Origin of the sequence: Bradyrhizobium sp. CB2312 (assembly GCF_029714425.1) — a bacterium.
GTDB lineage: Bacteria > Pseudomonadota > Alphaproteobacteria > Rhizobiales > Xanthobacteraceae > Bradyrhizobium.
This window is the reverse complement of sequence record NZ_CP121668.1, coordinates 2,194,063-2,207,249: the sequence shown is the minus strand read 5'-3', so window position 1 is coordinate 2,207,249 and position 13,187 is coordinate 2,194,063. Positions and strand designations below refer to the sequence as shown.

Below are 13,187 nucleotides of genomic sequence, written 5' to 3'. Positions count from 1 at the left end.
TCGGAATCCTCTCCTGCTCCGAAATGAGTTATATGTCCTTGGCATGACGGGATGCTGCCAATGACTGTCTTGGAAACGCCAATCTTGGAAACGCCAATCCTGCGGGAGGTCCAGGGCAACCATCGCTCGCCGGCGGGCGTGCATCTGGTCGCGCGCGACTATCCCAAGGGTATGCGGATCGATCTGCACATGCATCGCGAGGCACAGCTGATCTATGCGGCCAAGGGCACGATGCAGGTGACGACGCCCGGGGGGCGCTGGCTGGTGCCGCCGGACCGCGCGGTGTGGGTGCCGGCGGGGCTCGAGCACGCCATCGACCTGCTCGCCGACATCGAGATGCGCACGCTGTATTTCGACCTCGCCTGGCTGAAGCGCGAACAGCGCTATGCGGGACTGACCCGGGAATTCGTGGTGCGGGTGTCGCCGCTGCTCAACCAGGCGATCCTGGCGCTGTTCGACGCGCGCAACACCGAGGAGCGCACCGGGCTGCTGGTGCGCCTCGTCATGCTGGAATTGCACCAGGCCGAGGATTCCGCAACCTTCGTGCCGCTGCCGCACGAGCCGCGCTGCCGGCGCGCCGCGATGATCGTGCTGGACGATCCCACTGGGCTACACGACATCGACACGCTGGCGCGCGAGGTCGGAACCTCCGCGCGCACGCTGTCGCGGCTGTTTTCGAGCGAGACGCAATTGAGCTTCAAGAGCTGGTGCCAGCGCGCCAGGATTGCGGCGGCGATCCAGCGGATATCGACGGATGCGAGCGTATCGGTGAAGCAGCTCGCGACCCAGCTCGGCTATGCCAGCGTGCCGGCTTTTTCGGCGGCGTTTCGCCAGGTGACGGGACGGACGCCGACGGAGTTTGCGGGGAAGTAGGGTAGCGCCAACCCCCGTCATTGCGAGCGCAGCGAAGCAATCCAGAATCTTTCCCGGGCGGCAGTCTGGATTGCTTCGTCGCAAGGGCTCCTCGCAATGACGGGGAGAGAGCGCTGGTATATCCCCAGAGCCGTAGGGTGGGCAAAGCGAAGCGTGCCCATCGAGTCTCGCGGCCATCGAAAGGTGGTGGGCACGGCGCAAGTGCGCCTTTGCCCACCCTACGGCAGCGGTTGAACCGATAGACCGCAGCCTACGAGATCCCGCCCTCACCCGGCATGCCAGCCTTCTCGAAGCGCACGGCCCGACTAAAGATGCCGCATTCCCCTGCTTGATTGTGATCGGCTTCCACCTAAATCCCGTGTAAGCTTCCGCATCGCACAAACCTGACACGAAAGCCCAGATGGCCAACGCCTTCTTCTCCGACCTGCTTGCCACCATCTCCGAGCGCGGCCGCACGCTGCTGCGCCGCGATTCTGCCGATACCAAACAGGACGCCGACGGATTGATCGCGCTCTGCGGCGCGCTGCTGTCGGGCCGGGGCGAAGCCTCCGGCACCGCCATGGCCCGCGAGGTGCTCGATCTCTACAGGGATCTCGATGCGGCAGGACGCCGCGCCTTCTTCGAGGCTCTGGTGCGCGACTTCGGGCCGGACCGGGAACGCCTTTCCAAAGCCATCGAGAAGTGGCGCGCCAAGCCGAGCGACGAGGACGCGAGTTCACTGCATTTCGCCTCCGAGCCGCGGCGGCAGGAGCTGATCCGCCGCCTCAACCGCGCGCCCGGCGGCACCGGCGATCTCGTCGCCATGCGCGCCGACCTGCTCGGCATGATGAACGGGCACACCGACCTCGCCGCGCTCGATCGCGACGTCTCGCATCTTCTTTCTTCGTGGTTCAACAGGGGGTTTCTCGTGCTGCGCAGGATTGACTGGTCCACCCCGGCCAACATCCTCGAAAAGATCATCCGTTACGAAGCCGTGCACGAGATCTCCGACTGGGACGATCTGCGCCGCCGCATCGATCCGGTCGACCGGCGCTGCTACGCCTTCTTCCATCCCGCAATGGTCGACGAGCCCTTGATCTTCGTCGAAGTGGCGCTGACCGAGACAATCCCGGGCGCGATTCAACCGCTGCTCGCGGTCGATCGCCAGCATTTGCCGATCGATCGCGCGCGCACCGCGGTGTTCTACTCGATCTCCAACACCCAGCGCGGCCTTGGCGGCATCTCGTTCGGCAGCTTCCTGATCAAGCAGGTGGTGGAAGAGCTGCGGCGCGAGACACCGAAGCTCGACACCTTCGTGACGCTGTCGCCGGTGCCGGGCTTCATGCAATGGATCAGGCAGGACAGGGACCTGCCGCTGTCGGACGAGGACCGCGAGCTCATAAAGCGCCTCGACGATCCCAAATGGTTCGAGAACCCCGAGACGACGACGCAGCTCCGCGCCTTGATCGAGCCGCTCGCCGCGCATTATTTCCTGAAGGCGCGTACGCCAAAGGGCAAGCTGATCGATTCCGTCGCCCGCTTCCATCTCGGCAACGGCGCCCGGCTCGAACGCATCAACTGGCTCGGGGACCTCTCACCCAAGGGCGTGCGCGAATCCGCCGGCGTGATGGTCAACTACCTCTACCGCCTCGACGACATCGAGAAGAACCACGAAGCGTATGCGAATGACGGCGAGGTCGTGGCGTCGAGCGCGGTGAAGAAGCTGCTCAAGGGCGAAGGGCGCAGGCTGCTGGACATGCGGCTGTCGTAGGGGCACCTGCGCCACATCGTCATTGCGAGGAGCGTAGCGACGAAGCAATCCAGGCCGCCTCAATGGAAAGATTCTGGATTGCTTCGCTGCGCTCGCAATGACGGAGTGTGTAGCGACATCGCGCGCAACTCCGCACCACCATGCATCGCAGAGCGAGACCGCAGGTAAACGGCACAGCTCGCTCCACCGTCATTGCGAGGAGCTCTTGCGACGAAGCAATCCAGGCTGCGTCAACGGAAAGATTCTGGATTGCTTCGCTGCGCTCGCAATGACGGAGTGTGTGGCGGCCCTCTCGCGGTCTCCGCACTAGCGGTCAGATCAGCGTGTCGTACAGATCCGTCCAGTCCGGATTGACGCTCTCGATCAGGGCGAGCTTCTTTTCCCGGCTTCCGCCCTTGATCTGCTTCTCGCCCGCAATCGCGTCGGTCATGGTGGCGTGCAGCTCGTACCAGACGAGGAGCTTGCAGCCATACTTCGATGAGAAGCCCTTCACCAGGCCCTCGCGATGCTCGAACGAGCGGCGCGGCGGATTCGAGGTGACGCCAGTATAGATCGTTCCATTGCGACGATTGGCGAACATGTAGACGCAGGGTTGCTTCATGATTGCGCTCAATTGACGAGGGTGCACGATAGCACAATCAAGAGATGATCGCGAGCATCATCTGCAATTGAAGCGATAGAGACGCAACTCTCGCTACATCGTCATTGCGAGGAGCTCTTGCGACGAAGCAATCCAGACTGCCGCTGTGGAAAGACTCTGGATTGCTTCGCTTCGCTCGCAATGACGGAGTATGTAGCAACATCGCGCGCAATTCCGCACCACCATGCATCGCAGAGCGAGACCGCGGGTAAACGGCACAGCTCGCTCCACCGTCATTGCGAGGAGCTCTTGCGACGAAGCAATCCAGGCTGCGTCAACGGAAAGATTCTGGATTGCTTCGCTGCGCTCGCAATGACGGAGTGTGTGGTGCGGCCTTCGTGCCTCAAGCACTCGAGCGCCGCAGCCCCTCTACTCCGCCAGCGTCTTCATCTCCTTACAGAGATCGGACTTGCCTTCGAAGCCGATGCCCGGGAGATCGGGCATGGTGATGTGGCCGTTCTCGACGCGGACACCGTCCGGGAAGCCGCCGTAGGGCTGGAACAGGTCGGGGTAGCTTTCGTTGCCGCCAAGGCCTAGGCCCGCGGCGATATTGAGCGACATCTGGTGGCCGCCGTGCGGGATGCAGCGGCTGGGCGACCAGCCGTGGGTTTTCAGCACGCCGAGCGTGCGCTGGTATTCGCACAGGCCATAGGACAGCGCGCAGTCGAATTGCAGCCAGTCGCGGTCCGGGCGCATGCCGCCGTAGCGGATCAAATTGCGGGCGTCCTGATGGCTGAAGAGATTCTCGCCTGTCGCCATCGGGCCCGGATAGAATTCGGCGAGCGCGGCCTGCAGCGCGTAGTCGAGGGGATCGCCGACTTCCTCGTACCAGAACAGGGGATAATCGCGCAGCATCTTGGCGTAGGCGATGCCGGTTTCCAGATTGAACCGGCCGTTGGCGTCGACCGCGAGCTGCGCGTCCTTGCCGATCTCCTTCAGCACCGCCTCGATGCGGGTGCGGTCTTCCTCGATCGGCGCGCCGCCGATCTTCATCTTCACGACGTTGTAGCCGCGATCGAGATAGCCGCGCATCTCGCCGCGCAGCATCGAGAGGTCCTTGCCGGGATAATAATAGCCGCCAGCGGCGTAAACGAACACGCGCGGATTGGCGGTCACGCCGTGACGTTCGGCGAGCAAACGAAACAGCGGCTTGCCCGCGATCTTCGCCACCGCATCCCACACCGCCATGTCGATGGTGCCGACCGCGACCGAGCGCTCGCCATGGCCGCCCGGCTTCTCGTTGGTCATCATCGCGCCCCAGACCTTGTCGGGGTCGAGATTGTCGCCGGCGCTATCGAGCAGCGACTTCGGATCGGCTTCGAGGATGCGCGAGGCAAAACGCTCGCGGATCAGGCCGCCCTGCCCGTAGCGGCCGTTGGAGTTGAAGCCGTAGCCGACAACGCGCTTGCCATCGCGCACGACGTCCGTGACGACGGCGACGAGGCTGGTCGTCATCTTGGTGAAGTCGATATAGGCGTTGCGGATCGGGGAGGAGATCGGTTTTGTGATCTCGCGGACGTCGACGATGCGGACGGACATGGGGCTGTGGCTTTCAGTGGTTGTTTTCGTCATTGCGAGCGCAGCGAAGCAATCCAGGGTGTCACTGCGGAAAGATTCTGGATTGCTTCGTCGCAAGGGCTCCTCGCAATGACGAGGAGAGAGCGCAGCGCGCTTACTTCTTATCCCTGAAATACGGCTCCACGGGCCCATGCACCTTGATGGTCAGCGGGTTGCCGTAGCGGTCCTTGGCGTTCCCGGCGGTGACGCGGACCCAGCCTTCGCTGATGCAGTACTCCTCGACATTGGTCTTCTCGATGCCCTTGAAGCGGATGCCGACGTCGCGCGCCAGAATGTCCGCATTGTAATAGGGGCTGTTCGGATCGACCGACAGGCGGTCGGGAAATTCGTCGCTCATGATTGTCTCGCTCACAACAGTGTTTCGATCTGGTTGCGCAGCCCTTCAGGCCGCGCGGTCGGCGCATAGCGCGCGATCACCTTGCCGGCACGGTCCACCAGGAATTTGGTGAAATTCCATTTGATGGAGGCCCCCAACAGGCCGGATTGCTGGCGTTTCAGGTACTCGTACAACGGATGCGCCTGCGGCCCGTTGACGTCGATCTTCTCGAACAGCGGAAAGGTGACGTCGTAATGGGTCGAGCAGAACGCCTGGATCTCGCTCGCCTGCCCCGGCTCCTGCGCGCCGAACTGGTTGCAGGGAAAGCCGAGCACGGAGAAGCCGCGCGGCGAGAGATCGCGGTAGAGATCCTCGAGGCCGCGATATTGCGGCGTGAAACCGCATTTGCTCGCGGTGTTGACGATCAGCAGCACCTGCCCTTCGAAGCGGCGCATCGGCACCTCTTCGCCGGCGAGCGAATTGGCCTTGAAGTCGTAAATCGCCGACATCGCTAACCCACGGGATCAATCGGCGACGGCGGCACGCCGCCCGCCTCGATCGCTTCGCCTGCAAGGAGACAGAGGTCCTCGCGATAGCGGCCGGAGACGACATGCACGCCGACCGGTGCCTTGCCGACGAGGCCGGTGGAGACCACGAGCCCCGGCAGGCCCATGAAGGGAATCGCGATCTGCGGCAGCTGCGCTTCCCAGACCCGCTTGAAGGAGGCGTCGTCCTTGCGGTCGAGATGATCGGGGAATGGCAGCTCGCCGGAGACCGGCGTCAGCAGCACCGCATATTTCTCGAAAAACTGCATCCAGTCGCGGGTCAGCGTGGCTCTTCGGGTCAGCGCCTTGGCGTAATTGGCCTGGTCCATCGGCGTGACCCTGGCGCGGTTGCCGCGAAGGCACGCCAGCGCGCCGGGATCGCCCTCGCGCTCGGCCATTTCCAGCTGCGCCTCATAGCCGTCGCCGAGCCAGAGCTTTATTTGCCACTCGACCGCCTCACGCATCGGCGGGGTGTCCTCGATCGCCTCCACGGTCCAGCCGGCACGCTCCAGGCGCTTGCCGGCATCGCTCACCGCCGCCTTCACCTCCGGCGCGGTCGCAAGACCGTTCGGGTTGAGGCAGAGCGCGGCGCGCTTGGGCTTTGCGGGGCCTTCCAGCGGCACCGGCACGAACCAGGGGTCGCGGATGTCGCGGGCCGACATCGCTTCGAGCGAGATGCGCAAATCGTTGACGGTGCGCGCGAGCGGGCCCGACACCGCCATGATCTGCGGTCCGATCGGCCGCTCCGGCAGCGCCGGGTTGAAAGCGGGGATGCGGCCCAAGGTCGGGCGCAGGCCGTGCACACCGCAGGCATAGGCGGGGTAGCGGATCGAGCCGGCGATGTCGGTGCCGTGGGCGATATGGCCGATGCCGGCCGCAACCGCCGAGCCGGCGCCGCCGGACGAGCCGCCCGGGGTCAGCGAGGCATCGCGCGGATTCTTGGTGTCGCCGTGGACCAGGTTGGTGGTGAACCAGCGATAGGAGAACGCCGGGCAATTCGTGCGGCCAAGCAGAGCGGCGCCCGATTTGCGGAAATTGGCGACCACCGGATTGTCCTCGCGCGCGATCAGGTCGCGCTGGAGTTTGAGGCCGTTGGTGGTGGCAAAGCCTTCCTGGTCGACATTGGCCTTGATGGTGACGGGCACGCCGGCGAGCACGCCGGGGTCCTCGCCGCGGGCGATGGCGGCATCGACGGCGTCGGCCTGCTTGAGCACGTCCTCCGGCCGGTGGTCGATCACGGCGTTGAGCTGGGGATTGACCGCGTCCAGGCGGGCGAGGCCGGCCTTGGCCGCCTCTTTAGCGGATACCTTCTTGGACCTGACGAGGGCGGCGAGGTCGGCGGCCGACAGGCGCCAGAGATCTTGCATGGGTTGCTCCGTGTAACCGGCGTCTTTTAGCGCCGGGAACGCGGCAAAGCCATGCGGATTTCGCAGGGAAACCCCCGTCATTGCGAGCGTAGCGAAGCAATCCAGAGCGCCTCCTCGGGGGCAGTCTGGATTGCTTCGTCGCAAGGGCTCCTCGCAATGACGTGGAGAGAGCGGGGGTCGGCTAGTGCCGGGTCGCCGACTGATCCGGCATGTCCAGCAAGGCCTCGGTGAAGGGAAACTCCAGCACGATCTCGCCGTCGTCGTCGGTGACCTCGATGACGGCCTCGAGCAGCGCCGGCTGGGCCCCCTCGGATTTCACCACTTCCAGGATCATCTGGCGGGCGACCTCCCAGGCGCGATCGGGGTTGCGCAGGTCCTCTCCGTCGGGATCCACGATCAGTTCGTCGCCGATGCGGGTGTTGAAGAAGTATTTGGGCATCACGAGGTCCACTTGGGTCGCCTGTACCGGATTGAAAGCTGCGGTGCGCTCACAACTGCTTTATCAGGACAGGGTTCACGACCGAATGCGCCAAGCGCAAGGCAGCGTCACCGGAAGTGATGTTCCATTACCATTTTTCGCGGCGCAACATACGCGCGCTCGGGAAAATTTCACTGGCGAACTTTTGCGCCCGCATTACTTTAACCCACGGGCGGACACGTCCGAATTCGCGAAATGGAGAGCCAAAATGGCCTGGAAAGCCCCGAAGATCGTCGAAGTGCCCTGCGGCATGGAAATCAACATGTATGTGAGCGCCACCCGCAAGTAAGCGGTTGGTGCGTTTGCGTTCTGCGCAGGTGGATCTTTCGGTCACGATCGGTTTCCGAATGACGGAAACCGTGTCGGCCTGAGATCCACTTCGCGAATTTGCCTCCAGGAGACGGATCATGCTTCGCGTCGTCGTCCTGGGCGCCGGGGCCGGCGGCGGAGTCCCGCAATGGAATTGCGGCTGCGAGGGCTGCCGGGCCGCCCGCGCGCACGGGCATGACCTCCAGAGAACCCAGGCCTCGGTCGCCTTCAGCGGCGATGGCGAGCACTGGTTCCTGATCAACGCCTCCCCTGATCTTCGCCAGCAATTGAATGCCACGCCGCAGCTGCATCCGAGGCCCGGCGCGCTGCGCCATACGCCTGTCGCAGGCGTGATCCTGACCAACGGCGAAGTGGACGCGGTGGCCGGCCTGCTGTCGATGCGCGAGGGCTCGCCCTTCACGGTCTATGCGCACGAGAAGGTGCTGGCGATCCTTGCCAGCAACAACATCTTCAACGTGCTGAACGAGAAGAACGTCAAGCGCCTGCCGATCGGAATCGGCGAGCCGTTCGAGCCGCGGCTGACCGATGGCACGCGCTCCGGACTGGAGGTGCTGCCGTTCGCCGTGCCCGGCAAGTCGGCCTGGTATCTCGAAGGCAAGGCGCATCCCGGCGGCGAGACCGGTGACGGCGACACGCTCGGCCTGAAGATCACCGACAAGTCGACCGGCAAATGTTTCTACTTCATCGCCGCCTGCGCCGAGGTGACCGACGCGCTCAAGGCCGAGATCGACGGCGCTTCGCTGGTGTTCTTCGACGGCACGGTCTGGCAGGACGACGAGATGATCAAGGCCGGGCTCGGCCACAAGACCGGCAAGAGCATGGGCCATGTCGCGATGTCCGGTCACGACGGCGCGATCGCGCGGCTGGCCGATCTCACTATCGGAAGGAAGATGTTTCTGCATATCAACAACTCGAATCCGGCGTTGCTGCCCGGCTCAAGCGAGCGCAAGACTGCCGAAGAGGCGGGCTGGCAGATCCCCGCCGACGGAACGGAGATCGTGCTGTGAATGCCGCGTCCATGACTGGAATGACCGCGCTCTCGATCGGCAAGGACATCCGCCTCAACTCGGCTGAGGAGTTGGAAGCGACGCTGCGCCATATCGGCGCGACGCGCTATCACAGCCTGCATCCGTTCCATAAGCTGCTGCACGGCGGCAAGCTGAACAAGGGCCAGGTGCAGGCCTGGGCGCTGAACCGCTACTATTACCAGAGCACGATCCCGATCAAGGACGCGGTGGTGATCTCGCGCTTCCGCGACCGCGCCACGCGGCTCGAATGGCGCCATCGCATCGAGGACCATGACGGCGATGTCGGCAGCGAGGGCGGCATCGAGCGCTGGCTGAAGTTGACCGAAGGTCTCGGCCTCGACACGGCCTATGTGGAATCGACCGAAGGCATCTTGCCGGCGACCCGCTTTGCGGTGGAGGCCTATGTTCACTACTGCCGTGAGAAGAGCCCGCTGGAGGCGATCGCCTCGTCACTCACCGAGCTGTTCGCGCCGAACCTGCACGAGGAACGCATCTCCGGCATGCTGGAGCATTACGACTTCGTCAATCCTGATATCATGAGCTACTTCAAGCGTCGCCTGGCGCAGGCGCCGCGCGATGCCGGCTTCGCGCTCGACTATGTCAAGGCGCATGCCACGACGCCGGAGCAGCGCGCGCTTGTGTGCAATGCGCTGATCTTCAAGACCAACGTGCTATGGGTGCAGCTCGATGCACTCCAGCACGCCTATGTCGAGGGTCACATTCCGCCGGGCGCCTTCGTGCCCAAAGCGAGCTGAGGAACAAGAGCAATGGCCGGGCCGCGGAACATCAGCGTCAGCGAGGCAAGCCGCCCCGTGCTGCCGCGGCATGCCAAGCTGAAATATGACGAGACGCGCAAGGTCTGGGTGATCCTGGCACCGGAGCGCGTGCTGGCGCCTGACGAGATCGCGGTCGAGGTCCTGCAGCTCTGCAACGGCGAGCGCAATGTCGGCGACGTCGCCGATCAGCTAGCTGCGAAATACGCCGCTCCACGCGAGGCGATTCTCACTGATGTCATCGCGATGCTGCAGGATCTCGCCGACAAGGGCTTCCTCACCGAGGCCCGGGAGAAGACGTCATGACCGACGTGCTCGGCAATCCCGTCGTCCCGCCCGAGACCAGCGACAGCCTCGCGGTGCTGGAGAAGCAGCGCTCGACGGCTGAGACCTTTGGCATCCCGCTCGCGGTGCTGCTCGAGATCACCCATCGCTGCCCGCTGCAATGCCCCTATTGCTCCAATCCGGTCGAGCTCGACCGCTCCGGCAAGGAGCTGACAACGGACGAGTGGAAGAAGGTCTTGAGCGAGCTCGCCGAGATCGGCGTGCTGCAGGTGCATTTCTCCGGCGGCGAGCCGACCGCGCGGAAAGATCTCGTCGAGCTGGTCAAGCACGCCAGCGACGCCGGCCTCTACACCAACCTCATCACCTCGGCCGTGCTGCTGACGCGCGAGAAGCTGGGCGACCTTGCCGATGCGGGCCTCTGCCATGTGCAGATCAGCTTCCAGGGCATCGAGGAAGGCCTCGCCGATCGCGTCGCCGGCTACAAGGGCGGGCACCGCAAGAAGCTCGAGGTCGCAAAGTGGACGCGCGAGCTCGATCTGCCGCTCACCGTCAACGCGGTGATGCATCGCCAGAACCTGCATCAGCTCCCCGACATCATCCAGATGTCGCTCGATCTCGACGCCGACCGGCTCGAGGTCGCCAATGTGCAATATTACGGCTGGGCGCTCAAGAACCGCGCCGCCTTGATGCCGACAGTCGCGCAGCTCGAGGAGTGCACCCGCCTCGTCGAGGAGGCGCGCGAGCAACACAAAGGCCGGCTGACCATCGACTACGTCGTGCCGGACTATTACGCGCTGCGGCCGAAGAAGTGCATGGGCGGCTGGGGCCGGCAGTTCTTCAACATCTCGCCCGCCGGCAAGGTGCTGCCCTGCCATGCCGCCGAGAGCATCACCGGGCTCGACTTCGAATCCGTCCGCTCCAACCATTCGATCGCCTGGATCTGGCAGAACTCCGACGCCTTCAACCGCTATCGCGGCACCGGCTGGATGAAGGAGCCGTGCAAGTCCTGCGAATTCCGCGAGATCGATTTCGGCGGCTGCCGCTGCCAGGCCTTCGCGCTGACGGGCGATGCCGCCAACACCGATCCGGCCTGTGCGCTGTCGCCGCTGCACGAGACCATCTTCAAGCAGGCCGAGCGCGAGGCCGAGGGCGAGACCAACCGCTTCCTCTATCGCAATTTCGCCGGGGGCACTCTGGAATCCGAGAATGGTGCCTGACGCCGACGCGGCCGTATCCGCCAAACGCGCCGATCCCTTTGCGCCGCTGACCTCCGACATGCTCGACGTCGGCGACGGTCACGAGCTCTATGTCGAGAGCGTCGGCCGCCCCGACGGCATCCCCGCGATCTATCTGCATGGCGGCCCCGGCAGCGGCTGCCAGCCCGATCATCGCAAGCTGTTCGATCCCGAACGCTTCTGCGCGGTGCTGTTCGACCAGCGCGGCTGCGGCCGCAGCCGTCCCAAGGGATCGCGCGAGCACAACACGACGGCGCATCTCGTCGCGGACATGGAGAAGATCCGCGAGAAGTTCGGCTTCGAACGCTGGATGCTGGTCGGCGGCTCCTGGGGGGCGACGCTGGCGCTGGCCTATGCAGAGGCACATCCCGAGCGCGTCTCTGGCATCGCGCTGCGCGCGACGTTCCTCGGCACGCGGGCCGAGGTCGAAACCGCCTTCACCTCGCGCCTGTCGCAATTCTATCCCGCGCTCTCCGAGGATTTTCTGGGCGTGCTGCCGCCCGAGGAGCGCAGCCATCCGGTGGACGCCTATTGGCGCCGCATCCTCGATGCCGATCCGGCGGTGCATGGGCCGGCGGCGCGGGCCTGGCACGACACCGAGCGCACATTGTCCGAGCACAAGCCGGCCAAGACACGGCTGGACCTCGCCTCGCTCAACGTCTGGCGCACGCTGCCGGCGACGCCGTTCATGGAAGCGCATTATTTCGTCAACAATTCCTTCATGAGCGAAGGCCAGCTGTTGCGCGACGCCGGAAAGCTCGAAGGCATTCCCGGCATCATCGTCCAGGGACGCTACGACCTGCTGTGCCCGCCAGAGACCTCTCATGCGCTGACGAAGGTCTGGCCCGGTTCCGAGATTCGGATCGTGGAAGAAGCCGGCCATTCGCTCTATGATGCCGGCGTGAGGGACGCGGTCATGAGGGCGATCGCAGACGTCGCGTCGAAAATCTCGCGCTAGAGATCTAGACCCTCATCCTGAGAAGCGCGCCTTTTGCGCGCGTCTCGAAGGATGAAGGCCGAGCTGTAGCAGCGGGGGCCTTTCATGGTTCACCCGGCGATGCGCAGCATCGTCCGGACGCTCACCATGAGGGGAAGCATGGGAAGGACAACAAGAAAATGCCACTCGCCGGGAAGGGGATGCTGCTGACGTCGATGAACATCGACGCCGCCGATGAGGCCGACTTCAACCGCTGGTACGATCGCGAGCACCTGGAAGAGCGGGTCGCGATCGAGGGTTTCCTGGAGGCGCGGCGCTATGTCGCGCATGCCGCCAATCCCAAATATCTCTGCCTGTACTCGACCGCCACGCTCGACGTGCTCGACAGCCCCGCCTACCAGGCGCGGCTCGCAAGCCCGACCGACTGGTCGCGGCAGACCATGGCGCGCTTCAAGGACATGCTGCGCGTGGTCGCGCGCATCACCATCAGCAACGGCACAGGGCGCGGGGTTGCGCTCGGCGTGGTGCGGCTGCGGCCGAATGCCGACAATGCCGGCGCATGGCGTGATGCACTGCAAGAAAGGCTGGCGCCGGAAACGCGCGATGGCATCATCTCGATGCATCTGCTCGAAAGCGAGCCCGAATTGTCGGGCGCGACGGCGGGAATTCCGGCGGCGCGCAACGACGGCGCGCGCGACTGGTTCGTGCTGATCGACGGCACGCATGTCGGAGCGGTCTCAGCCGTGATCGCCGAGCGCTTCACCGGCCCTGCCGCATCGCCCTTCCCGCTGCCGGTCTCCGTCGGCACTTACTGCCTGATGTGGGACCTCGCGAACAGCGACATCGCACGCGGCTGACGCGCACACACGCACTGCAACATATTGCACCGCACGCATGTCGCGCGCAGCGCGGAATGCTGTGCGCGCGCAGCTCCCATGAAAGCGGGGAAGCGCGCAAATTTGCCGTTGTACTTCGGACCGGTTCTAATAAGCTAACCCAATGACGTCATTCAGAAACCAGATCGACGCGCGTTAAGCGTTCGCCAAGCTCAA

The 13,187-nt window shown here is 64.4% G+C and carries 15 protein-coding genes; 9 read left to right on the top strand and 6 right to left on the bottom strand.

Annotated elements, in window-relative coordinates; translation table 11 throughout:
- The first annotated feature begins 51 nt into the window (after positions 1-51).
- Both QA642_RS10465 and QA642_RS10460 read left to right on the top strand, forming a co-directional pair.
- Complete coding sequence (locus QA642_RS10465; RefSeq protein WP_283084582.1) at positions 52-873, top strand: helix-turn-helix transcriptional regulator; 822 nt, start codon at positions 52-54, stop codon at positions 871-873.
- A 400-nt stretch (positions 874-1,273) separates the two neighbouring features.
- On the top strand, positions 1,274-2,623 hold the full coding sequence (locus tag QA642_RS10460; protein ID WP_283084581.1) for a malonyl-CoA decarboxylase: 1,350 nt from the start codon (positions 1,274-1,276) through the stop codon (positions 2,621-2,623).
- 313 nt (positions 2,624-2,936) lie between these two features.
- On the opposite strand, the gene QA642_RS10455 is transcribed toward QA642_RS10460, so the two are convergent.
- The 6 genes from QA642_RS10455 to QA642_RS10430 all read right to left on the bottom strand — a co-directional run bounded on the left by QA642_RS10455 (position 2,937) and on the right by QA642_RS10430 (position 7,508).
- Positions 2,937-3,224: a GIY-YIG nuclease family protein gene (locus QA642_RS10455; protein WP_283084580.1), complete on the bottom strand. Its 288-nt coding sequence runs from the start codon at positions 3,222-3,224 to the stop codon at positions 2,937-2,939.
- Between the two features lie 408 nt (positions 3,225-3,632).
- A complete protein-coding gene (gene tarD / locus QA642_RS10450) occupies positions 3,633-4,802 on the bottom strand; it encodes a D(-)-tartrate dehydratase (protein WP_283084579.1) in 1,170 nt (389 codons plus the stop codon).
- 133 nt (positions 4,803-4,935) lie between these two features.
- A complete protein-coding gene (locus QA642_RS10445; protein ID WP_035730878.1) occupies positions 4,936-5,178 on the bottom strand; it encodes a DUF3297 family protein in 243 nt (80 codons plus the stop codon).
- Positions 5,179-5,189: 11 nt separating this feature from the next.
- Positions 5,190-5,666 carry a glutathione peroxidase gene (locus QA642_RS10440; RefSeq protein WP_283084578.1) on the bottom strand — a complete coding sequence of 159 codons (477 nt, stop codon included), beginning with the start codon at positions 5,664-5,666 and terminating at the stop codon, positions 5,190-5,192.
- 2 nt (positions 5,667-5,668) lie between these two features.
- Positions 5,669-7,069, bottom strand: a complete 1,401-nt coding sequence (locus QA642_RS10435; protein WP_283084577.1) for an amidase family protein — start codon at positions 7,067-7,069, stop codon at positions 5,669-5,671.
- 181 nt (positions 7,070-7,250) lie between these two features.
- On the bottom strand, positions 7,251-7,508 hold the full coding sequence (locus QA642_RS10430; RefSeq protein ID WP_027560770.1) for a hypothetical protein: 258 nt from the start codon (positions 7,506-7,508) through the stop codon (positions 7,251-7,253).
- Between the two features lie 247 nt (positions 7,509-7,755).
- Between QA642_RS10430 and pqqA the strand changes: the two genes are divergently transcribed.
- The 7 genes from pqqA (at position 7,756) to QA642_RS10395 (ending at position 12,992) form a co-directional block, all read left to right on the top strand.
- A complete protein-coding gene (gene pqqA / locus QA642_RS10425) occupies positions 7,756-7,836 on the top strand; it encodes a pyrroloquinoline quinone precursor peptide PqqA (protein WP_007595659.1) in 81 nt (26 codons plus the stop codon).
- A gap of 118 nt (positions 7,837-7,954) precedes the next feature.
- On the top strand, positions 7,955-8,884 hold the full coding sequence (gene pqqB / locus QA642_RS10420) for a pyrroloquinoline quinone biosynthesis protein PqqB (protein WP_283084576.1): 930 nt from the start codon (positions 7,955-7,957) through the stop codon (positions 8,882-8,884).
- On the top strand, positions 8,881-9,660 hold the full coding sequence (gene pqqC / locus QA642_RS10415) for a pyrroloquinoline-quinone synthase PqqC (RefSeq protein WP_283084575.1): 780 nt from the start codon (positions 8,881-8,883) through the stop codon (positions 9,658-9,660). Before pqqB ends, pqqC begins: the two co-directional genes overlap by 4 nt.
- Before the next feature lie 12 nt (positions 9,661-9,672).
- On the top strand, positions 9,673-9,984 hold the full coding sequence (gene pqqD / locus QA642_RS10410; protein ID WP_283084574.1) for a pyrroloquinoline quinone biosynthesis peptide chaperone PqqD: 312 nt from the start codon (positions 9,673-9,675) through the stop codon (positions 9,982-9,984).
- A complete protein-coding gene (gene pqqE, locus QA642_RS10405) occupies positions 9,981-11,180 on the top strand; it encodes a pyrroloquinoline quinone biosynthesis protein PqqE (RefSeq protein WP_283084573.1) in 1,200 nt (399 codons plus the stop codon). Before pqqD ends, pqqE begins: the two co-directional genes overlap by 4 nt.
- The gene (pip, locus tag QA642_RS10400; protein WP_283084572.1) at positions 11,170-12,156 is read left to right on the top strand and encodes a prolyl aminopeptidase; all 987 of its coding nucleotides are present in this window, start codon (positions 11,170-11,172) and stop codon (positions 12,154-12,156) included. The genes pqqE and pip overlap by 11 nt, the downstream gene beginning before the upstream one ends.
- 158 nt (positions 12,157-12,314) lie before the next feature.
- Entirely contained in the window at positions 12,315-12,992 is a 678-nt protein-coding gene (locus tag QA642_RS10395) for a DUF4286 family protein (RefSeq protein ID WP_283084571.1), read from the top strand.
- Positions 12,993-13,187 lie beyond the last annotated feature (195 nt).